Annotated in this window: 22 protein-coding genes and 5 pseudogenes; 11 read left to right on the top strand and 16 right to left on the bottom strand. The window is 64.0% G+C overall.

Features of this window, described 5'->3' with window-relative positions; translation table 11 throughout:
- Positions 1-37: 37 nt before the first annotated feature.
- Genes NW75_RS26390 through NW75_RS10855 form a run of 4 tightly spaced genes read right to left on the bottom strand, consistent with a single transcriptional unit; the run spans position 38 to position 1043 of the window.
- The gene (locus tag NW75_RS26390; RefSeq protein WP_231565129.1) at positions 38-178 is read right to left on the bottom strand and encodes a hypothetical protein; all 141 of its coding nucleotides are present in this window, start codon (positions 176-178) and stop codon (positions 38-40) included.
- Positions 159-515, bottom strand: a complete 357-nt coding sequence (locus tag NW75_RS26385; RefSeq protein ID WP_231565128.1) for a cytochrome b/b6 domain-containing protein — start codon at positions 513-515, stop codon at positions 159-161. The genes NW75_RS26390 and NW75_RS26385 overlap by 20 nt, the downstream gene beginning before the upstream one ends.
- Entirely contained in the window at positions 473-760 is a 288-nt protein-coding gene (locus NW75_RS26380) for a hypothetical protein (protein WP_231565127.1), read from the bottom strand. Before NW75_RS26380 ends, NW75_RS26385 begins: the two co-directional genes overlap by 43 nt.
- Positions 753-1043: a PepSY domain-containing protein gene (locus tag NW75_RS10855; RefSeq protein WP_052192363.1), complete on the bottom strand. Its 291-nt coding sequence runs from the start codon at positions 1041-1043 to the stop codon at positions 753-755. Before NW75_RS10855 ends, NW75_RS26380 begins: the two co-directional genes overlap by 8 nt.
- Positions 1044-1247: 204 nt before the next feature.
- Between NW75_RS10855 and NW75_RS10850 the strand changes: the two genes are divergently transcribed.
- On the top strand, positions 1248-1724 hold the full coding sequence (locus tag NW75_RS10850) for a rubrerythrin family protein (protein WP_033965228.1): 477 nt from the start codon (positions 1248-1250) through the stop codon (positions 1722-1724).
- 187 nt (positions 1725-1911) lie between these two features.
- Here NW75_RS10850 and NW75_RS10845 read toward each other — a convergent pair whose 3' ends face one another.
- Both NW75_RS10845 and NW75_RS28255 read right to left on the bottom strand, forming a co-directional pair.
- Positions 1912-2547 carry a DUF2285 domain-containing protein gene (locus NW75_RS10845; protein WP_033965224.1) on the bottom strand — a complete coding sequence of 212 codons (636 nt, stop codon included), beginning with the start codon at positions 2545-2547 and terminating at the stop codon, positions 1912-1914.
- A 16-nt stretch (positions 2548-2563) separates the two neighbouring features.
- Positions 2564-2614, bottom strand: a pseudogene (locus tag NW75_RS28255) (hypothetical protein); the annotation flags it as partial.
- Positions 2615-2976: 362 nt separating this feature from the next.
- Between NW75_RS28255 and NW75_RS10840 the strand changes: the two are divergent.
- From NW75_RS10840 to NW75_RS10830, 3 genes are read left to right on the top strand one after another with little or no spacing between them, the layout of a single operon-like run.
- Positions 2977-3735 (top strand): LuxR family transcriptional regulator, encoded by a 759-nt coding sequence (locus tag NW75_RS10840; RefSeq protein ID WP_033965250.1) that lies wholly within the window; start codon positions 2977-2979, stop codon positions 3733-3735.
- A gap of 56 nt (positions 3736-3791) precedes the next feature.
- On the top strand, positions 3792-4406 hold the full coding sequence (locus NW75_RS10835; RefSeq protein ID WP_052192362.1) for an acyl-homoserine-lactone synthase: 615 nt from the start codon (positions 3792-3794) through the stop codon (positions 4404-4406).
- Between the two features lie 17 nt (positions 4407-4423).
- Positions 4424-4846, top strand: coding sequence for a phytanoyl-CoA dioxygenase family protein (locus tag NW75_RS10830; RefSeq protein ID WP_137902951.1), 423 nt, complete (start codon positions 4424-4426; stop codon positions 4844-4846).
- A 94-nt stretch (positions 4847-4940) separates the two neighbouring features.
- Here NW75_RS10830 and NW75_RS10825 read toward each other — a convergent pair.
- The 7 genes and pseudogenes from NW75_RS10825 to NW75_RS10800 form a co-directional block, all read right to left on the bottom strand.
- Positions 4941-5721, bottom strand: a pseudogene (locus NW75_RS10825) (sulfite exporter TauE/SafE family protein).
- Positions 5722-5728: 7 nt separating this feature from the next.
- Positions 5729-6645 (bottom strand): annotated as a pseudogene (locus NW75_RS10820) (MBL fold metallo-hydrolase).
- 22 nt (positions 6646-6667) lie between these two features.
- Positions 6668-6940 carry a carboxymuconolactone decarboxylase family protein gene (locus NW75_RS10815; protein ID WP_231565126.1) on the bottom strand — a complete coding sequence of 91 codons (273 nt, stop codon included), beginning with the start codon at positions 6938-6940 and terminating at the stop codon, positions 6668-6670.
- A 112-nt stretch (positions 6941-7052) separates the two neighbouring features.
- Positions 7053-8324 carry a TolC family protein gene (locus NW75_RS10810; RefSeq protein WP_033965222.1) on the bottom strand — a complete coding sequence of 424 codons (1272 nt, stop codon included), beginning with the start codon at positions 8322-8324 and terminating at the stop codon, positions 7053-7055.
- Positions 8321-8524: a YgaP family membrane protein gene (locus NW75_RS10805; protein WP_033965221.1), complete on the bottom strand. Its 204-nt coding sequence runs from the start codon at positions 8522-8524 to the stop codon at positions 8321-8323. The genes NW75_RS10810 and NW75_RS10805 overlap by 4 nt, the downstream gene beginning before the upstream one ends.
- A 23-nt stretch (positions 8525-8547) precedes the next feature.
- Complete coding sequence (locus NW75_RS28250; RefSeq protein WP_443024461.1) at positions 8548-8856, bottom strand: hypothetical protein; 309 nt, start codon at positions 8854-8856, stop codon at positions 8548-8550.
- Positions 8853-9827, bottom strand: coding sequence for an NAD(P)/FAD-dependent oxidoreductase (locus NW75_RS10800; protein WP_443024460.1), 975 nt, complete (start codon positions 9825-9827; stop codon positions 8853-8855). The genes NW75_RS28250 and NW75_RS10800 overlap by 4 nt, the downstream gene beginning before the upstream one ends.
- A 98-nt stretch (positions 9828-9925) precedes the next feature.
- On the opposite strand from NW75_RS10800, the gene NW75_RS10795 reads away from it, so the two are divergent.
- From NW75_RS10795 to NW75_RS10780, 5 genes and pseudogenes are all read left to right on the top strand, one after another.
- Positions 9926-10264 (top strand): rhodanese-like domain-containing protein, encoded by a 339-nt coding sequence (locus NW75_RS10795; RefSeq protein WP_033965246.1) that lies wholly within the window; start codon positions 9926-9928, stop codon positions 10262-10264.
- 35 nt (positions 10265-10299) lie between these two features.
- Positions 10300-11004 (top strand): annotated as a pseudogene (locus tag NW75_RS28245) (HlyD family efflux transporter periplasmic adaptor subunit); the annotation flags it as partial.
- Positions 11005-11316, top strand: a complete 312-nt coding sequence (locus tag NW75_RS28240; protein ID WP_443024462.1) for a hypothetical protein — start codon at positions 11005-11007, stop codon at positions 11314-11316.
- The gene (locus NW75_RS10785) at positions 11313-14564 is read left to right on the top strand and encodes an efflux RND transporter permease subunit (protein ID WP_033965220.1); all 3252 of its coding nucleotides are present in this window, start codon (positions 11313-11315) and stop codon (positions 14562-14564) included. Before NW75_RS28240 ends, NW75_RS10785 begins: the two co-directional genes overlap by 4 nt.
- A gap of 2 nt (positions 14565-14566) precedes the next feature.
- On the top strand, positions 14567-14905 hold the full coding sequence (locus NW75_RS10780) for an ArsR/SmtB family transcription factor (RefSeq protein WP_231565125.1): 339 nt from the start codon (positions 14567-14569) through the stop codon (positions 14903-14905).
- Positions 14906-14927: 22 nt separating this feature from the next.
- Here the strand turns inward: NW75_RS10780 and NW75_RS10775 are convergent, their stop codons facing one another.
- Both NW75_RS10775 and NW75_RS10770 read right to left on the bottom strand, forming a co-directional pair.
- The gene (locus NW75_RS10775) at positions 14928-15308 is read right to left on the bottom strand and encodes an ArsR/SmtB family transcription factor (RefSeq protein ID WP_033965216.1); all 381 of its coding nucleotides are present in this window, start codon (positions 15306-15308) and stop codon (positions 14928-14930) included.
- Between the two features lie 2 nt (positions 15309-15310).
- Positions 15311-15970 carry a peroxiredoxin gene (locus NW75_RS10770; RefSeq protein WP_033965245.1) on the bottom strand — a complete coding sequence of 220 codons (660 nt, stop codon included), beginning with the start codon at positions 15968-15970 and terminating at the stop codon, positions 15311-15313.
- A gap of 208 nt (positions 15971-16178) precedes the next feature.
- Between NW75_RS10770 and trxC the strand changes: the two genes are divergently transcribed.
- Positions 16179-16622 carry a thioredoxin TrxC gene (trxC, locus tag NW75_RS10765; RefSeq protein WP_033965243.1) on the top strand — a complete coding sequence of 148 codons (444 nt, stop codon included), beginning with the start codon at positions 16179-16181 and terminating at the stop codon, positions 16620-16622.
- Here trxC and NW75_RS10760 read toward each other — a convergent pair.
- Positions 16619-18368, bottom strand: a pseudogene (locus tag NW75_RS10760) (chloride channel protein). The gene trxC and the pseudogene NW75_RS10760 overlap by 4 nt on opposite strands.
- A gap of 128 nt (positions 18369-18496) precedes the next feature.
- Between NW75_RS10760 and lgt the strand changes: the two are divergent.
- Positions 18497-19372: a prolipoprotein diacylglyceryl transferase gene (gene lgt / locus NW75_RS10755; protein ID WP_231565124.1), complete on the top strand. Its 876-nt coding sequence runs from the start codon at positions 18497-18499 to the stop codon at positions 19370-19372.
- The last annotated feature ends 2 nt before the right edge of the window (positions 19373-19374 follow it).

The raw sequence follows: 19374 nt of genomic DNA, 5'->3' as shown, positions 1-19374 counted from the left end.
AGACCCTCGCCATCGGGCAGGCCGAGATCGAGCAGCATCAGGTCATAATCATTGATCCTGAGCGCATGCTCGGCGCGTCGACGGTTTCGCACCAGTCAACCGCGAAGCCCTGCCGGTCGAGGCCTTCGCGGATCAGGCTCGCCAGCCGGGCATTATCTTCAACGAGCAACAGGCGCATGATCGATATCCGTCCCCTCCGCGGCACGCTTGTAGCCGGTAATCATCGCGAGCGGCAGATTCTCGCGGTGACGCACACTTTCGACGATAGCGCCGATCACATGCAGCGCGACCGCGCCGATCAACAGGTTGGCCGTGACCTCGTGCAGCGTTTCGACCCAGGCGATACCCCAGAAGGCGTCGAGGCCCATCATCCACCCGGTCGTGCCAACCGTGGCGAGCAGCGCCATGAGCAAGACGATCATCGCCGCGCCGGCGGGGTTATGGCCGACGTAACGCGGTTCGCGATGCCGCATCATGGCTCCGAAATAGCCGAGCAGCCGTCGCGGCCCCGGCACGAAGCTGGCGAAGCGGGCATGTCCGCGCGCACGAAGCCCCAGCCGAGCCGAATGGCGAGCGCCGCCAAAACGGCATATCCGACATAGATATGCGGCGCCTCCTCGTGGCGCAGGAAGGTCAGGTTGGCGATGACGCCGCCCGCGACGGTCCAGTGAAAGATGCGGACGAGCGGATCCCACACCCTGACCCGGGCTTTGCCCGGGACGGGAGGGATAGCGAGCGGAGCGGCGCCAACCTCAGCCATGATCAATCGACGTTGTTCTGAACGACGGCGCGGTCACCGGGTTGAAATAGACTTCGGCGCGCTTGCCGTCCTTGGTGTGGGCGTAGATTTCGTAGCAACTGCCCGACACCTGGAAGACCTTGATGTCGCGGTAGCCCATCTTGGCGATCTTCGCCTTCATCTGCACCGGCGTCAGCCACTTCGCCTGCGGCACAGTGGTGCACACGGGCGCTGCAACGGCGATGGAAGTGATGGAGAGGGCGGATGCGGTCAAAACGAGCTTGAGCATAAGAGAACGCTTCATGGGGCAATCCTTGATCGTCGGAGGTGGGGCGATGCGCCCGGTTCGATCGATCTGGTCCCCGCCGCTGACGAAAAGCTGACAGGGCAGTGAAATAGAAATCGACCAGCACTTCGAAGTTATTTTCGAAGCAACGTCAGGGATGCGTCAGGACTTCGGTCGAGATGCCGGTTGTCGCCGCTCTCGGCGCAACCCGGAGTTTTCATCATGAACCGAATCCTGCTTTCGGCGGCGACCTGCGCTGCTGCCCTCCTATCCACCGGCGCCATGGCCGCTCCCCCCGAGCCGAAGCCGCTTTCGGCACAGACGCGCGCCAATCTCGAGGCCGCGATGCACGGCGAGGCCTATGCCAACCTCAAATATCTTCGTTATGCCGACCAGGCCGAGGCTGCTGGCAAGCCCGAACTCGCCAGGCTGTTCCGAGAGTCGGCGAACATCGAGGCCAATGAGCATTTCGATCGCGAAGCCCAGGCGTTGCCGCTTGGCGGCAAGAACGACGCGAACCTCGAGGACGCCATGGCCGGCGAGCACTATGAGAACGTCACCATGTATATCGATTTCGCCAGGCAGGCCGAGGCCGATGGCGACGTCAAAGTCGCGGCCATGTTCCGCCAGATCGCGGTCGACGAAGGTACGCATTACGAAGCTTACAAGGCTGCGCTGGCGAAACTGTCGCCCCGGTAAGCCAGCGCTCGGTGCCGGCCGGCTTCCCCCGGCTGGTCGGCACCGAATTCGAATGCAATCGAACGATGCGCCCCGCTAATGTCGAGCCATCGCAGCCGGCAGTGAGCCGTATGCGAGCCGGCTCGTCTTTGGATGTGGCCCGAGTACCCGAGAGCGTTTCAGCGTGGCGGAAACACAAGCGAACTCGCTATCGTGATTTTTTGCCGAGCAACGAGCGATAGCCGCCCACAGCCATAACGCCGGCCTCACGCGCCAGGCGACGGACCCGCGAGCGAAGTGAATCGGACGCAGCGTTCCACTCTCGTGCAATTCGTTCCTCGCCGAACAGAGCGGCTCCAATCTCGCGCTGGCTGGCACCTTCCCTGAGCGCATCATGGACGCGGAGCATATCGATAAGGCGCGTGATCTGGGGATCGGGCGGAAACAACGAGCGCGCGAACCGTCGCCTGCGACACAGGTCGAGGAATCGGCGCAGCGGCAGCAATCTCCGCTCCGAAGACACTATGCCCCGCAATCTGAAGTGCAGCAGGACCGCTTGCTGTCCCGACAGGCGGCCTTCCTCGACATCGAAACGGATGTGATGCCAGCCATCGGAAAGGACGGCATGTTCGCGTTCGTCCGCGTCGATCGCGATGGCAAGCCAAGGCGCGATGAGGTCAAGATCCAGGCTGTCGGGATCCGCCCGATCCGCGGGAATGGCGGCGACGGAAATCGTTGCCGGATCGAAATCGACATGCCAGATAATCCGGGCCTCGGGCGCAGCGCGGCTCGGATTCTCGGCGAAAGTGAAGCCCCCATGCAAGCGGTTCGGGACGGACGCCACGGGTGACGCTACTGGCCCGCACATGCCAGGCAATATAGTCGGGATCGCGGCGCACCCATTCCCACATCAATCCGGCGCGATCGATTCCGCGCAGTCGCGCATACCCCGCCGCGTCGCGCCAGTCCGGCGAGGGTTGCCCGCCAGTCGGCACGCTCATCGGCCACCCCTGGCAAAGCAATCGGGGCGGCGATCAAGAACAACCAAAATGGATGTAACGGTCAATTTGCGACTTGGCGGTCCCGGATCGAGTTGAGCCGTGCTTTTTCGCGAAAAGCCTCTGTGATATGACAGTTTTATTACTGGAGTCGTCGGACACTGACGTGAGACACCAGAGTCCGGCCCGAAGTGTCGGGAAAGGGCGATCACCGGAATTGCGGTGACTTGAGACATCGCCGGCGATCGTGAAGCGGCCCCATGGGCATGCACAGCATGGCGACGCAGTTTATGCGCGTTGTCGAGGCCGCGGCGAGCGCGGACGATCTCACCACCGCAATGGCGGCGGTGACTGCCCAGTTGGGCTTCCAATATTTCGCGCTGACGCATCATGTCGACATTGTCGCGGCCAGCGGCAGCGCCATTCGCCTCCATAATTATCCGGCGCGCTGGGCCGATTATTATGACCGCAATGCGCTCGGCGTCTCTGACCCGGTCCACCGCGCGAGCCATATGACCAGCCTGGGTTTCCCGTGGTCGCGGATGTCTGAGATGATCCCGATGACCCGCGAAGACCACCGGGTGCTGGCGCTGGGCCGCGACCAGGGTATCGGCGACGGCTTTACGGTCCCGGCGCATGTGCCCGGCGAGGCGCGCGGCTCCTGCTCGTTCGCAAACGAGGCGGGCCGGCCGATCCGCCAAGAGATGCTGCCGCTGGCGCAGCTTGCGGGGATGTTCGCGTTCGAGGGCGCGCGGCGGCTCTGGGCAATGCGCGGAGGCCTCCAGATGCCGCCGCGGCCGGTCCTCACCGACCGCCAGCGCGACTGCGTGCTCTGGGTCGCGCGGGGCAAGAGCGACTGGGAAATCAGCCAAATCCTGGGTGTCGGCGAGGAGACTGTTGCCCGCCATATCAAGCAGGCTTGCGAGCGCTACGGTGTGAACAAGCGGACATATCTGGTGATCCTGACGCTCTTCGACGGAACGCTGACCTTCTCCGATATCTTTCGCCGCCGATATTACCCTTTTCCGGAATAGCGGCGTGACCCGCAGCAGGGCGACCCTTGGCCGATCACGGTCAAGGAGCCAATTTCATGCTGCATGTTGTTCAATCCGCCGCGCGGTCGGCATCAGACGCGGTCCTGCGTTCGATGTTCGCCGCCCGCAAGTCGGTCTTCGTCGATCTGCTAAAGTGGGACGTACCGGTCCTTGATGGCCGCTATGAGATCGACCAGTTCGACGATGTCCACGCAACCTATCTGATCCTCGCCAACCCCGACGGCACCCATCTCGGATCGGCCCGGCTCCTGCCGACGACGCGGCCGCATATCCTCGACAGCCTCTATGCAGAACTGTGCGACGAGGCGCCGCCGCAGGCCGCCGACATCTTCGAGATCACGCGCTTCTGCCTCGATCGCGGGCTGAGCGCGCGCGAGCGCCGCCAGGTGCGCGACATGCTGGTAACCGCGCTGGTCGATCATGCGCTGGCGACGGGGATCACCGCCTATAGCGCGATCGCGGAGATGGGCTGGTTCCAGCAGATACTCGCCTTTGGCTGGCGCTGCATGCCGCTCGGGCTGCCGCGCGTCATCGATGGCACGATGCTGGCGGCGCTCCGCATCGAAATCACCCCGGAAACGCCGAGCCTGCTCGAGTCCGGACGTACCACGGCAGCCGCGCTGCGCGTCGACCGACGCGTCGCGGCCTGACGCGGGGGAGACGGAACATGACCGACACACCCGACCTATCCGGCGAGATCGCGCGGCACACCGCCGACCTGATGGCCCAGGGCTATTGTATCATTCCCGACGCACTGCCGGCCGCAGTGATCACGGCGCTCGACGACGATCTGGCCAATGATTTCGCCCGCACGCCATTCGGCCAGGGTGGCTTCTACGGCGACACCACCAAGCGGTTCGGTCGCCTTCTCATCCGGACGCCGCACGCGGCGGCGCTGGTTCAACATCGTTTGATTCTCGGTATCGTCGAGGCGGTGCTTTCCCCCTGGTGCGACCGCCTCCAGCTCAACACCACCCAGGCGATCGCCGTGCATCCCGGCGCTCCGGCGCAGCTTCCCCACCGCGACCAGAAGCGAGGTTCTCAAGCCTCGGCGCCACCCTGGCGGCGCCCTGCCAGACTAACACCCTGATTCCGAGAAGCAATACCAACGGCATTGGCGGGGCATTGCCAGAATCGGAGTGCCGCAGCGGTCGGGTTGCTCGACGATCCTGCTGGAGCAGGTGTCACATTGCGGACCAGCTTTTCCAGAGCATGTAGAGGGCGACACAGAAGATCAGCACCGCGAAGACACTGTTGAGAAGACCCTTGCGGGCGGACAACTGCTTGGATGCGGCTGCCCCAATGACACCGCCGATGATACCGCCGCCTATGAAGGTCGCGGCCAGGCCCCAATCAATCAGCCCGGAAAAGGCGTAGTTGAGCGCCGTCGTCAGGCCAAAGGCTGTCACTGCGACGAGAGAGGAGCCAACCGCATTAATCATCGGCATGCCGGTGGAGGCCATGAGGCCAGGCACGATCAGGAAGCCGCCGCCAATGCCGAAGAAGCCCGAGAACAGTCCCGTCGCGCTGCCATAGGCAATGACCTTGGGGGCATTTTCGCGCCGGCACTGAACGTCGGGATTTCCCAAAATTGCCGCGATTGCGCAGCATCAGCGCGCCGACCACCAGCATGAGCAGCGCGAACAGAAAGAGCAGGTGCTGCCCGTCGAACGCCTTGCCCAGCGTCGAACCGCCATAGGCACCAAGCACACCGGCAAACGCATACATGCCTGCGCAGCGCCATTTGATCGTGCCCTGCCGGGCATGGGGAATGAGGTTGGCGCCGGCATTGGCAGCGACCGCAAGTGCACTGGTGCCGATCGCGACATGCGGCGAAGCCACGCCCACGAGATAGACCATGAGGGGCACCGCCAGAATCGAGCCTCCGCCCCCGACCAGACCAAGCGTGAAACCGACGACGGAGCCCGAAGCGGCGCCCAGCAGATATTGGACTGGCTCGAGCATGAGAGCCTTACAGCCTGTTCAAAGGAAGTTTGAGATAGCGCGTACCGTTGTCCTCGGGCTCGGGAAGGTTGCCGCCGCGCATGTTGACCTGGATCGAAGGCAGGATCAGCCGCGGCATACCAAGCGTGGCGTCGCGCGCTTCACGCATCGCGACGAACGCCTTCTCGGTCACGCCTGAATGGACGTGGACATTGCCCTGTCGCTCCGCCGCCACCGTCGTCTCCCACATGAAATGCTCACGCCCCGGCGCTTGTAATCATGGCAAAGGAACAGCCGGGTCCGGTCCGGGAGCCCCAGCAGCCGGTGGATCGATCGGAACAATGTCTGGGCGTCGCCGCCCGGGAAGTCCGCGCGGGCAGTGCCATAATCGGGCATGAACAGCGTATCGCCGACGAACGCGACGTCACCGATGACATAGGCCATATCGGCGGGCGTGTGCCCGGGGACATGGAGCGCGATTCCCTCGCGCGATCCAAGCCGGAAGCGTTCGCCATCGAGTAGCAGGCGATCAAATTGCGATCCGTCCCGCGCGAAGTCCGGCCCCTCGTTGAAGATCGCGCCGAACGTCGATTGCACCGTCAGGATATCGCGTCCGATCGCGAGCGTGCCGCCCAGGCGCTGCCGCAGATAGGGCGCCGCCGAGAGATGGTCGGCATGGACATGGGTCTCGAGCAGCCATTCGATCTCTAAACCCTCGGCTTCGACATAGGCAATGATCTGATCAGCGGATTCGTGCGAGGTTCGCCCCGACGCGGGGTCGAAGTCGAGCACGCTGTCGATGATCGCGGCCTTGCGGGTTGCCGGATCGCTGACGACGTGGGTCGCGGTAAAGGTCGCCTCGTCAAAGACGCTGTGCACGGCAACGTCGCCGGCGGCCGCACCCTCGACAATGCGGACGGCCTGTTCGAGCGGCAAGTCGGTCATGTCGTGCTCCACCGCCACGACCTCATGCACTCCCAGGCTCGGTGCCGGCCTGGGCCGCAAACTGGTCGAAGGCCTCAACCGCCTGGGCAGCATACATCAGGCTTGGTCCGGCACCCATGTAGAGCGCCATGCCCATCACCTCCATGATCTCCTCGCGCGTCGCGCCCCGCTTGACCGCCGCCTGGCTGTGAAAGGCGACACAGCCATCGCACCGGATCGCCACAGAGATGGCAAGCGCGATCAGTTCCTTGGTCTTGGTATCGAGCGTTCCCGCCTCGGTCGCAGCTCTGGCCATCGCCGAGAAGGCCTTTGTGACCTCTGGCTGCCAAGGCGGACTTCCTTGATCGCGCCGGTTAGTTGCGCGGCCATTTCCGGCCAATCCTTATTCATAGCGGCGATCCTTAGATTCAGTAGCGACCCAGCAGGCTGAGCAGCCGGTAGGCGGCGACGATACGATCGGTACCCGCGCGCGCCGCGCCAGCCTCGGCGGCTATGGATTCGCGTTCGGCGTCGAGCAGGTCGAGCTGCGGCTTCATGCCGACCCGAACCTCTTGGGTAATGCTGTCGAGCGCCTGCGCAGCGGCGGCGGCCTGTTCAGTTGCCGCCTGTTCGACCAACTGCGCCGTACGAACATCCTGAAAGGCGGAGATGACCTGTTCCTCGACCTGCATCCGCATGGCCCTTGCCCGTGCGTCGGCTGCCCGGACACTACTATCCGTCTCGGCGACCTTGCCCGACACCCGGCCGCCGCTGAACAGCTCCCAGCGCGCGCGGATGCCGACGGTCGCGCTGTCCGCGCGATAGTCGGGAAAGAATTGATCGCGCACCGTGGCGCCTTCCACAAAGGCACCAACCGTTGGCAGGCGCTCCGCGCGCGCACCGCGTGCCGCGGCCTGAGCCGCGCGTAGGCTGGCTTCGGACTGCGCCAGCGCGGGATTGTTGCGGGTTGCCGCATCCATCGCCTCGTCGAGCGTGGCGGGAAGGGCGGGATTGGACGGAAGCGGCTGAAGATCTACCGGTTCAAGGCCGGTCAGGTTACGGAAATGCGCTGCAGAGGAAACCCGCATGCCTTCGACGCGGGCAAGCCCGGCGCGCGCCTCGGCAAGACGGGCACTCGCCTGGGAGACGTCGGTGCTGGGGCTCTCGCCCGCACGAAACTTGAGCCGCGCCTGGCGCTCGATCTCGGTCGTTTGGATAACAAGGCGGCCATAGAGATCGACCATGTGCGCGGCCGTCAGCACGTCGCCATAGGCTTGGGTCACCGCCATCACGAGCTGGCTGCGCATGCCGACCTGCCCCGCCTCGGCGCCGACGATACCGGCGCGGGCCTGATCGACCCCAGCGCTGACCCTGCCCCCGGTGAATAGGGGCTGCTCGACCGTTATTTGCGCGGCGCGCGGGGTCACGTTCGCCGCGCCAAGTCCGAAGAAGCCGCGCGGATCGAGGCGGCCATAGCCGATCGTGCCGCTGAGCGTCGCGGTCGGCAGCCGGCCCGCTTTCGCCTGCTCGAGCCGCGCCTTGGCCGCATCCGCATCCGCGTCAGCTGCGGCGATTTCGGGCGCATGCGCGATCGCCGCAGCCAGAGCCTCGTCAAGCGTAGTGGCTTGCGCCGCGTTGCACACCGCCAGCGGGGCGCCAAGCCACAGCATCAGGTGCGCAAGGCGGCGCTTGGCGGTCATTTGAACGCAACGCCTGGTCGGAAGCCGAGCGCCTTGAAGACGATCGCCGCCGGACAAAAGCCGGTAAATCCGGTCTGAATCGCGTTGAGCCCGGCGAAGATCGTCAGGCCGATCCAATAGGGATGGACGGTCAGCGACAGCGTCACGCCAAGCAGGACAACGCAGCCGAGGAAGATGAAAACAGCGCGGTCGATCGTCATGGCAATTCTCCTGTTATGCGGTCTCAAAAACGAAGCTTCTTGATGCCCATGACGTGAAGCGCGAGCTTCTCGTAGAAGGGCTCGCTTTCGCCCTTGCGCACCTTGCGTAGGAAATATTTCTCGAAGCCGATCTTGGCGAAATGGACCCATTTTCCGCTCGCCGCCCAATTGACGTTGCGCGGGGGAATCTGCGGCTGCGCGACGAAAGCGACGCCGCCATCGCCAAAGTCGGCGAGGCACACCGCATTCCAGGTCGCCTCGGCGGTGGGCTCCTTGCCGTCGAGGATCGCGTCCAGATTAGCCGCGATCGCGGTCACCATGCTCTCGATCATGAAGCCGGTCTTGGGAACGCCGACCGCACGGGCGTCGGCCCGGTTGGCGGGATCGCGACGCAGACGCCGAGCGCGAAGATCTCCCGGAAGGCCGGATTGCGCTGGTGCTTGTCGATCAGGATGAAGCCGCGCGGGTTGGTGAGGCCCGGAATATCGCGCACGGCCGCCACGCCGCGGAAAGCCGGCAGCATCATGGAGAATGCGAACGGCAGATCGTGCGTCTTGGCGACCGCGCCCCCTTCCGCGATCTCCTCGACATGCATCATGCCCGCTTCAACCTTCGCGACGCGCGCGTTGGTGACCCATTTGATGTGGCGCTCGCGCAATGTGCTTTCGAGCAGGCCCTTGGTGTCGCCGACGCCGTCGAGCCCGAGATGGCCGATATAGGGTTCGGCGGTGACGAAGGTCATCGGCACCTTGTCGCGGATCTTGCGCCGGCGAAGTTCGGTGTCGAGGATCAGCGCAAACTCGTAAGCCGGGCCATAGCAGGACGCGCCCTGCACCGCGCCGACGACGATAGGGCCTGGGTTTTCGACGAACCGATCGAATGCGTCCGCCGCAGCCGAGGCGTGCGCGGTCTGGCAGATCGAAACGGTGTGCCCGCCATGCGGCCCCAATCCCTCGATTTCGTCGAACGCTAAATCAGGGCCAGTAGCAATTACGAGATAATCGTAATTGATGTTGCTGCCGTCATTGAGTTCAAGGCGTTTCTCGGTGGCGTGCAATCGCTTCGCCCCCACCGCCGTGAAGCCAATCTTCCTCTTGGCGAAGATCGGCGGCAGATGCACCTGGATCGCCTCGGGTTCACGCCAGCGGACAGCCACCCACGGGTTCGAAGGGATGAACGAATAGGTTTCCGTGTCCGACACCATCATGACTTCGGCGCGGCCCTTGGCGGCGGCCTGGATTTCGTAGGCGGCGATGGTGCCGCCCAAGCCGGCGCCCAGCACCACGATCTTCGGTTTGTTCATGATGTCGGTTCCTCGCCTCAATATCGTGCTTGACTGAATATAATGATTACACGATATATGCAATATACAAATTGATGATCCAATCAGGAGGCCCGGGCATGTTCGGATTCGGCAAGACCAAGGCGCACCGCGAAATCGATGCGCAGACCCTCAAGGCGATGCTGGCCGATGGTTCGGCGCTCCTCGTCGACGTGCGCGAACCCGACGAGTTTGCCGCCGAGCATATCAAGGGCGCAGTAAACGCCCCTCTCTCGACCTTCGCACTGCGTAATGTTCCGGATGCAGCGGGCAAGACGATCGTGCTCCAATGCGCTGGCGGCAAGCGCTCGGGCCTTGCACTCGACCGCTGCGCCAGTGCGCAGTCGAGCATCGACACGCATCTCGCTGGCGGCATCGGCGCCTGGAAGGCCGCCGGCCTGCCGGTCGAACGCGGCTAGGGCCGTGCAACAGGGGAGCCGTCGGCAATGACAAAATGGGCATGGATGGTCGCTGGAGCGGCTCTAACGCTAACGGCTTGCGGCGGCAGCGCGCCGAACGAAGAAAAGACTGCAGCCTTACCCGCCGGCGAGCGGCTGACCGTTGGACTTGCCCAAACCACGGACATGAAGGCGGTCGGCGCCGAAATCACGACGCGCGATCAGGCGCAGGCGCTGGCCCGCATTCCCGGCACGTTGGTCAGTCTCTCCGTTCGCGCTGGCGACATTGTGACCAAGGGCCAGCGCATCGGCTCGATCGTCGATTCGCGCCTTGGCTACGAAACCAGTGCGGCAGGCGCGCAGGTTGCCGCCGCGCAAGCCGAAGCAGCCCGCGCACGAGGCGACCTTGCGCGTGTCCAGGATCTCTACAATCACAATGTCTACGCCAAGGCCCGCCTCGATCAGTCGGTCGCGATGTCGCGCGCCGCCGATGCCCAGGTGGCAGCCGCCCGCGCGCAGCAGAATGCGAGCGCAGCGTCGCCGGGCAGGGCGCGGTCCTCGCACCCGCCTCGGGCCGCGTCCTGCGTGCAGATATTCCCGCTGGCTCGGTCGTGGCGCCGGGCATGTCGATCGCGACGGTTACGGCAGGGCCGCCTGTTCTCCGCATCGATCTGCCGGAGTCGCTGGCAAACGCCGTGCGTGTCGGCACGCGGGTCATAGTTGCTCAAGGGGATTTGCCGGAAGGGTCGCGCCAGGGACAGGTGGCACAGGTCTATCCTGCCATCGCCGGAGGCCGGGTGCAGGTCGACGCGACCGTGCCTGGCCTTTCCAGCGAATTGGTTGGACGGCGGGTTGGCGTGACGATCGAAGTCGGCCAGCGCCGGGCCATGGTGGTGCCGCGCCGCTTCATCTCGACCCGCTACGGCATCGACTATGTCGATGTCGTCACCCCCGACCGACGCATCAGCGCGGTGGCGGTCCAGACCGCGCCAACGGGCGATCCGGGCAACCTCGAAATCCTGGGGGGCGTCACCGCGGGCGATATCCTCTTCTCTCCCGGACGCGGTAAGTGAATCTCGGCCTATCGGGGCGCCTCACCCGCGCGACCATCACCTCGCCGCTGACGCCTTTGTTCCTGCTGGCCGCGATCGCGATCGGCCTTCTGGCCCTGTTCACGATTCCCCGCGAGGAAGAGCCGCAGATCAGCGTACCGATGGTCGACATCCAGGTGATGGCACCAGGCCTTTCCGCGCCGGACGCCGTCCAGCTTGTCGGCATCCCGCTCGAGACGATCGTGAAAAGTGTCGATGGCGTCGAGCATGTCTATACCCAGACCGAAGACGACGGCGTGATGGTGACCGCACGGTTCCTCGTGGGATCGAACCCAGAGGACGCCGCGACGCGGATCGACGAGAAGCTGCGCGCCAATTGGGACCGCATTCCGGTGGGTATTCCGGATCCCAAGGTCACGGTGCGCGGGATCAACGATGTCCCCGCCATCGTCCTGACGCTGTCGCCCAAGCCCGGCGCGGCCGGGCGATATGACGACCAGGCGCTCTATGCGCTTGCCACCCGGTTGCGGACCGAGATCGCCAAGGTCGACAATGTCGGGCTTACCTTCCTGACCGGCGGGCGCCCCGAAGAGATCCGTATCGCGCCCGATCCCGGCAAGCTCAGCCAATATGGCGTACCGCTCGGCAGCGTGATCGATGCGGCCGCGCAGGCCAATCGCAGCTTCCCCGCCGGGAGCGTTCGCGACGGCGGGCAAGCCGTCGCGGTCACCGCTGGCCAGACGCTTTCTTCGGCGCAGGACGTCGGCATGCTCACCGTCCGGTCAGTCGCCGGGGCCCCGGTCTATCTGCGCGATGTCGCCACGGTCACCCAGGGGCCCCGCGAGGATCAGGCCCGCGCGTGGCGCTGGGCACGCAACGACGGGCGTTGGTCGAACGCGCCGGCGGTCAGTCTCGCGATCGCCAAGCGGTCGGGCGCCAATGCGGTCGTCGTCTCCGAGGCGGTGCTCGCACGCCTCGAAAGCCTCAAGGGCAGCCTCATTCCCGACGGTATCGATGTCGCGGTCACGCGCAATTACGGCGCAAGCGCGAATGAAAAGGCCAATGAGCTTCTCTACCACCTCGCGCTCGCGACGATCTCGATCGTTATCCTGATCGGTTTCGCGATCGGCTGGCGTGAGGCCGGCGTCACCGCCGTGGTGATCCCGACGACGATCCTGCTGACGATGTTCGCCTCGAACCTGATGGGCTACACGATCAACCGCGTCAGCCTGTTCGCGCTGATCTTCTCGATCGGCATCCTCGTCGACGACGCGATCGTGATGATCGAGAACATCGCTCGCCATTGGGCGATGCCCGATGATCGCACCCGTACCGAGGCCGCGATCGAAGCAGTCGCCGAGGTCGGCAACCCGACCGTGGTCGCTACGCTGACCGTGGTGGCAGCGCTGCTGCCGATGCTGTTCGTCTCGGGCCTCATGGGACCGTATATGGCGCCGATCCCGGTCAATGCGTCGGCCGCGATGGTCTTTTCCTTCTTCGTCGCGGTGGTGATCGCGCCGTGGCTGATGATCCGCTTCGCGCGCAAGACGCTGGCAGCCGATGGCGCGGATGGCGCGGATGGCGCGGATGGCGATCACGGGAACGGGCATGATGCGAGCGGCGGCAAGCTCGGCCGCCTCTATACGCGGGTCGCGCACCGGATCATCGATAACCGGAAGTCAGCGCGCAATTTCCTGATCGCGGTTGGCATTGCCACGCTGGTCGCCTGCTCGATGTTCTATTTCAAGGCGGTAACGGTCAAGCTGCTGCCCTTCGACAACAAGTCCGAAGTCCAGGTCGTAGTCGACATGCCCGAGGGCACCAGCCTCGAAGGCACGGGCCGCGTCCTCGAAGATGTCACCCGCCTGACCCGCGAGTTGCCCGAGGCGACCGCGATGGAAGCCTATCTCGGCACGTCCGCGCCGTTCAATTTCAACGGGCTCGTGCGCCACTATTTCCTGCGCAGCCGCCCGGAGATGGGCGATGTCATGGTGACGCTGCTACCCAAGGGCGACCGGGACCGCTCGAGCCACCAGATAGCCCTCGACCTGCGCCAGAAGCTCAAGACGCTGAAGCTCCCTGACGGTGCCTCGGTCAAAGTCGTCGAAACGCCGCCGGGACCGCCCGTGCTCGCCACCCTGCTTGCCGAGATCTACGGTCCTGATGCGCAGAGCCGGCGTGCCACCGCGACCGAACTGGAAAAGATCTTCAAGTCGATTCCCTACATCGTCGATGTCGACAACAGCTTCGGGCAGCCCCGTCCCAAGCTCCGCCTGATCCCTCAGCGGGACCGGATCGACTATTACGGACTGTCGAGCCGCGACATCAACGATTCGATCGGCGCGCTGCTGGGCAGCAAGACGGTCGGGTACGCGCCGCGCGGGGATGAACGCACGCCGCTGCCGATCACCATCGCCCTCCCGCAATCCGCGCGAAGCTGGACGCAGACGCTTGCCAGTACGCCGGTGGCGGTCTCGCAAGGCGCTACCGGCCAAAAGCTGGTCGAACTCGGCGCCGTCGTCGATGCCCAGCAGGAGCAGAGCAGCCCGGCCATCTTCCGGCGCGACGGTCATTTTGCCGATATGGTGACCGCCGAGCTTGCCGGCGATTATGAGGCGCCGATCTACGGCATGCTGGCGGTCGATCGCGCGATAGACAGCTATGACTGGGCCGCCAAGGGCCTGCAGAAGCCGGTAATCCGCCTGGCCGGCCAGCCCACCGACGAAAAGACGACGAGCCTGCTGTGGGACGGCGAGTGGGAGATCACCTGGGTCACCTTCCGCGACATGGGGGCTGCGTTCATGGTCGCGCTGCTCGCCATCTACATCCTGGTCGTCGCCCAATTCCGCAGCTTCCGGCTGCCGCTCGTCATCCTGACACCGGTACCGCTGACGCTGGTCGGCATCGTGATCGGCCATATGCTGTTCCGTGCGCCGTTCACCGCCACCTCGATGATCGGCTTCATCGCGCTGGCCGGCATCATCGTGCGCAACTCGATCCTGCTGGTCGATTTCATCCGGCACACGGCAACGCCCGACAAGCCGCTGCGCGACGTGTTGATCGAGGCGGGGACGATCCGGTTCAAGCCGATCGTCCTGACCGCAGCCGCCGCGATGATCGGCGCTGCCGTGATCCTCACCGACCCGATATTCCAGGGCCTCGCCATTTCGCTCCTCTTTGGTCTCGCCTCCTCGACCTTGCTCACCGTGCTGGTTATCCCCGCCATCTACGTGGTGCTGCGTGACGACGGGAGACCGGCAAGCAAATGACGATGACCGACAGTGCGGTGGAAATACTGTGCGAACGCGCCACCGAGGTTGCCGCGTTTCTCAAGGTCGTTGCCAATGAACAGCGCTTGCTCCTGCTCTGCCGCCTGCGCGAAGGCGAGGCATCGGTCGGCGAGTTGGTCGGCTTGTGCGGCCTGTCGCAATCGAGCGTGTCGCAGCATCTCGCCCGCATGCGGGAGGGCGGCCTGGTCCAGACCAGGCGCGAGAACACCACGATCTTCTACCGCATCGCCGATCTCAGGGTTCAGGCCTTGATGGCTTTCCTGTGTGATCAGTTCGGCGAGCAAGTCACCGGCGTGCCCGCTGCAGAGCGCGCACCGTAACCAGCAACCGGCCGCCGGGGAACTAAAGGATCTTGGCGAACATGGCAGCCGATCCACGTGCCGGCGACGCCGCCTTTCGGTCAGCCAGAGCTGCCATTTCGGCAGGTCCAGTCCTTGCAAGCGCGGTGAGAAAGGCCGCCGCCGCGATAAACGCATCCGACGCCACACTGTAATAGACCTGCTTTGCGGCGCGCCGGGTCTGAACCAATTCAGCCTTGCGCAGCACGCCGAGCTGCTGCGACAGCCCCGGTTGGCCGATGCCGGTCAAAGCCTCGATTTCGCCGACCGACTTCTCGCCTTGCGCGAGGAGCGTGGCGATCAGCCGGAGGCGGGTATCATGGCCCAACGTGCGCATCACTTCGGCGAGCGCTTCGAGATCCGGGGCGGGCAAAGTGTCCGCCATGCCTACCCTTTCTGCGACTGCGGCTTGCTGCGGTAAAACCACAGCGGGTCATCCGCCGCGGCCAGCAGAGCAGCCTGATCCTGGTGGGGCGGCAACAGCACCGCGTCGCCGGGATGCCAGCCTTCCGGGGTCACGACATGATCGGCATCGACAATCTGCAGGGCGGCCAATACCCGGAACATCTCATCGACCGAGCGTCCGATCGTCGCGGGATAGCAGATCATCGCGCGGATGATCCCGTCGGGATCGATGAAATAGGTCGATCGCATCGTGGCCGCGTCGGGCGAGCGATCTGAGATCATGCCGTAGGCCCGCCCGATGATCAGCGATGGATCCTCGACAATCGGGAAGCTCACCGTGACCCCGAACCCGTCGCGGATCGCGCGGATCCAGCCCAGATGCGAATAGAGACTGTCGACCGAGACGGCGAGCAGCGCGCAGTTGAGCGCCTCAAATCGGTCGCTCGCCTTTGACAGGGCGACGAACTCACTGGTGCAGACCGGGGTGAAATCGGCGGGATGCGAGAACAGGATCAACCATCGACCGCGAAAGTCGGAGAGGTTGACCATCCCCATCGTCGTTCGCGCCTGGAAATTGGGGGCCGGATCGCCGATCTGCAGGCACTGTGGGGTGCCGCCCATATCGGCCGATGTTTCGTCCATTTCGGAAAATTCCGTCTCACGCATCTTGGCATTATTCCCTACATGATTACATTACAAATGTAAGCGAGAAATTGAGGGCTTTGGTCATGAGAATGTCGAGACGACGCGTCACATGGCTCCCGGCGCGCCCAAATGGAACGACTCCTGGCCCTTCCTCTGGTGCGGGCCAGGCACGTCAATTACAGGGAATAGCGGGATGAGTGCAGCGTTGGCTGATCCTGTCGTCATCATCTGCCCCTCCTGCGCGACCGCAAATCGCGTTCCGGCCACCCGCATCTCGGAAAGCCCGAAATGCGGGCGCTGCAGCCAGATGCTGTTTCAGGGAGCGCCGGTTGCTGTAAGTGGCCAGGCGTTCGATCGCCATGTGAAGACAGGCTCGCTACCCGTCCTCGTCGATTTCTGGGCAAGCTGGTGCGGTCCATGCAAGGCGATGGCTCCTGCCTTTGCCGCCGCGGCCAAGGGTCTCGAACCAAGGGTGCGTTTGCTGAAGGTCGACACCGAAGCAGAACAGGCCGTTGCCGCTCGGTTCGCGATTCGGTCGATTCCAACGCTCATCCTGTTTTCTGGCGGACGTGAGATCGCGCGCAGCGCTGGTGCCATGGACCAACGCGCCATCACCAGTTGGGTCAACCAGCACCTGCCTCCCAGCTAGTCTTCGCCGTAGAGATCGCGCTGCGACCGATCGATCTCGTCAGCATAGCGCTTGCGGACATATTTTTCGGTCAGCATGCCCAGGATGCGCCTGCGGGATCGACGACCGCCAGGTCGTCGGCTTCGCTCTCGTCGAAGCGCGCCATGATCGCACCGATCGGCATATCGGGAGACAGGGTGGCGTCGCGCAGGATCGTCAGCTCGGATATCATGCGGTCAGTCGGACCGGTGTCGGCGTAGACCGAGGCCGTCGGCACCAGGCCGGCATAGTACCCGTCATGATCTTCGAGCAAAACCCGGCTCGTCGAACCCAAAGGAAACTGCTCCTTGAATGCAGCCATCGACAGGGTCGGCGACGCAGTGGCCGGTGCGGTGCGCATCATGCGGCGCGCTGTCAGTAGGCGCATCCACCCGACATCGCGCGCGCTCCTGACGACTTCTCCACGCAAGTGCAATCGCCAGGTCGAGAAGGAATAGCCAAAGCGCTCGCGTACCAGCGCGCTCGAACATAGCGCGGCGGTCAGGACGACTGCGGTAATCTCGAAGTCATGTGTGGCCTCCAGCACCAGGAGCGACATCGTCATCGGGCCGCCCACCACCGCGACCGCGAGCGCCGCCATGCCGACAAGCGCTGCATCCACCGGTGAGAGAGTGACCGCCCCGGGAATGAGTGCCCAAAGACCCGCCAGGATCTGGCCAAGCAAGGCGCCCAGGAACAATGACGCGAAAAACAAGCCGCCGCGGAACCCGAAGCCGAGCGACACGATCGATGCGAGGCTTTCAAGCCAAAGATCAGCGTCAGCATGCCCAAAGCGAGTTCGCCGCCAATGGTCAGATGCAGGGCGCCGTGCCCGGCCGAGAGCGCGTGGGGCGAGATCATGGCAATGGGCATGAGAATCAGCCCGCCCAAGACCGGACGCGACCATTCCGGCAGCATGGTATGTCGAACGGCCGCTTCCGCGAACGAGACCAGACGCATGAGCGCAATGCCAAGCATGGCCGCGATCAGGCCGAGCACTGCGTAAATCAGATAGTCGAGGGTCGCGAGATTTTGGCTGCTGGTGGCCGCAATGAGATAGGGCGTCGCGCCCAGAGTGCGGGCCGTGATCACTGCGGCAATGGTGGCAGCCAGCACCGGCGCGATACTCGCCGGCGTATAGGCGCCGATGACGATTTCAAAGGCATAAAAGGCACCGGTCAACGGTGCTCCGAACGCCGCGCCGATGGCTGCACCTGCTCCGGCCCCCACGAGCACGCGCATATCGTTGCGCCGCAGATTGAGCCATTGGCCAATTAGCGATGCGATGCCGCCTCCGGCCTGCGCATATGCGGCTTCGAGGCCGACGGACGCGCCGCAGCCGTTGGAGAGTAAGGTTTGGCCAGAAACCAGCAGCGTGTCGCGAAACGGAATGCGTCCGCCATGCAAGGCATTGGCTTCAACCACGTCGATCGACGTGCGCCTTTGCTTGCGGACGATCAGGATGACCGCTCCCAGTAGCGCGCCGCCCAAGGGCAGTGCCAGCAGACGGATGGGCGAGATGATGGCGAGGCCACTCAGCCGATCGTCAAAATTGAGGTCATAGAGCGTGGATTGGAAAAGATGCGCGAGACTGCCCAGCACCGCGGCAATGAGCCCGGCCGCAATGCCAACCCCCACGGCGAGAAGGATGAAGCTGGCTTCGCTCGATCGAAAGATGCGTCGCGCGAGGTAAAGGAGCGCCGAAGGCCGCAACAGGCGCTCATTCATGGGGCGAAATGGTGTCCGCCTGATCTGCAGGCGCAACTGAAATGACTGGAAACATGGCAAGGATTACCGTTTGAGCACGAGACTCGAAAATGCGATTGAGCAATTTTCTCCTTAGATCGGACTGTCGCATGAGTCTCGCGGGTCACGTCCCAACCGCGATCTATTTTTCGTCGCTGCACCTCAATCCCGTGCTGCTTCAGATCGGTCCATTCGCGCTGCGCTGGTACAGCCTGGCCTATATAGCCGGCATTCTCCTCGGCTGGTTCTATCTGGTGAAGCTGCTCGCCGATGACGGCGCCCCCATGGCGAAGGAGCAGGCTGATGCTTTGGTGACATGGGTCACCGCGGGCATCATCCTCGGTGGGCGTCTCGCCTATGTGGTCTTCTACGACTCTGGAACCTATCTCGCGCAGCCCTTGAAGGTATTCAAGCTTTGGGCTGGGGGTATGTCGTTTCACGGCGGCGCGCTGGGCGTTGCGATCGCCATTTTCCTGTTCTCCCAGCGACATCGTCTAAATTGGTTGCGGATCATCGACTATGTCGCAATGTCCGCACCGATCGGACTGTTCCTCGGTCGTCTCGCCAATTTCGTGAATGGTGAGCTTTGGGGACGGCCGACAGACCTGCCATGGGGAATTGTCTTTCCAGGCGCCGGGCCTCTCCCACGCCATCCCAGCCAACTCTACGAAGCGATGCTGGAGGGGCCGATCCTCTTCCTCTTGCTCTGGTGCCTATTCCGTTTCACCAGCGCGCGTCGCCGACCTGGGTTGCTGAGTGGCGCGTTCGTCCTGGGCTACGGCGTTTTCCGGTTCTTGGTCGAGTTCATTCGCGAGCCCGATCAACAGTTGGCTGCCTTTGCCTCCGCGACAGGTCTTCATATGGGTCAGTGGCTTTGCGTGCCGATGGTCTTCGCTGGATTCCTGATGGTTCTACGTGCAACAATTCGACCCGTCGTCTCGGCAGGCGCTTCCGATTGTCCAAGTCTTTTTTTGAAACGCCCGTGATG

It is taken from the genome of Sphingomonas sp. Ant H11 (assembly GCF_000797515.1).
In the GTDB taxonomy this organism is placed as follows: Bacteria; Pseudomonadota; Alphaproteobacteria; order Sphingomonadales; family Sphingomonadaceae; genus Sphingomonas.
Note: the sequence above shows the minus strand (reverse complement) of the source record. Positions and strands in the feature narration are given on the sequence as shown.

What these genes read in the sequence shown, in the direction of transcription:
- NW75_RS26390 (WP_231565129.1), bottom strand. Translation starts at nt 178, where the DNA reads ATGCGCCTGTTGCTCGTTGAAGATAATGCCCGGCTGGCGAGCCTGATC.
- NW75_RS26380 (WP_231565127.1), bottom strand. Translation starts at nt 760, where the DNA reads ATGGCTGAGGTTGGCGCCGCTCCGCTCGCTATCCCTCCCGTCCCGGGC.
- NW75_RS10855 (WP_052192363.1), bottom strand. Translation starts at nt 1,043, where the DNA reads ATGAAGCGTTCTCTTATGCTCAAGCTCGTTTTGACCGCATCCGCCCTC.
- NW75_RS10850 (WP_033965228.1), top strand. Translation starts at nt 1,248, where the DNA reads ATGAACCGAATCCTGCTTTCGGCGGCGACCTGCGCTGCTGCCCTCCTA.
- NW75_RS10840 (WP_033965250.1), top strand. Translation starts at nt 2,977, where the DNA reads ATGGCGACGCAGTTTATGCGCGTTGTCGAGGCCGCGGCGAGCGCGGAC.
- NW75_RS10835 (WP_052192362.1), top strand. Translation starts at nt 3,792, where the DNA reads ATGCTGCATGTTGTTCAATCCGCCGCGCGGTCGGCATCAGACGCGGTC.
- NW75_RS10830 (WP_137902951.1), top strand. Translation starts at nt 4,424, where the DNA reads ATGACCGACACACCCGACCTATCCGGCGAGATCGCGCGGCACACCGCC.
- NW75_RS10815 (WP_231565126.1), bottom strand. Translation starts at nt 6,940, where the DNA reads ATGGCCAGAGCTGCGACCGAGGCGGGAACGCTCGATACCAAGACCAAG.
- NW75_RS10810 (WP_033965222.1), bottom strand. Translation starts at nt 8,324, where the DNA reads ATGACCGCCAAGCGCCGCCTTGCGCACCTGATGCTGTGGCTTGGCGCC.
- NW75_RS10805 (WP_033965221.1), bottom strand. Translation starts at nt 8,524, where the DNA reads ATGACGATCGACCGCGCTGTTTTCATCTTCCTCGGCTGCGTTGTCCTG.
- NW75_RS28250 (WP_443024461.1), bottom strand. Translation starts at nt 8,856, where the DNA reads ATGATCGAGAGCATGGTGACCGCGATCGCGGCTAATCTGGACGCGATC.
- NW75_RS10800 (WP_443024460.1), bottom strand. Translation starts at nt 9,827, where the DNA reads ATGAACAAACCGAAGATCGTGGTGCTGGGCGCCGGCTTGGGCGGCACC.
- NW75_RS10795 (WP_033965246.1), top strand. Translation starts at nt 9,926, where the DNA reads ATGTTCGGATTCGGCAAGACCAAGGCGCACCGCGAAATCGATGCGCAG.
- NW75_RS10780 (WP_231565125.1), top strand. Translation starts at nt 14,567, where the DNA reads ATGACCGACAGTGCGGTGGAAATACTGTGCGAACGCGCCACCGAGGTT.
- NW75_RS10775 (WP_033965216.1), bottom strand. Translation starts at nt 15,308, where the DNA reads ATGGCGGACACTTTGCCCGCCCCGGATCTCGAAGCGCTCGCCGAAGTG.
- NW75_RS10770 (WP_033965245.1), bottom strand. Translation starts at nt 15,970, where the DNA reads ATGGACGAAACATCGGCCGATATGGGCGGCACCCCACAGTGCCTGCAG.
- lgt (WP_231565124.1), top strand. Translation starts at nt 18,497, where the DNA reads ATGAGTCTCGCGGGTCACGTCCCAACCGCGATCTATTTTTCGTCGCTG.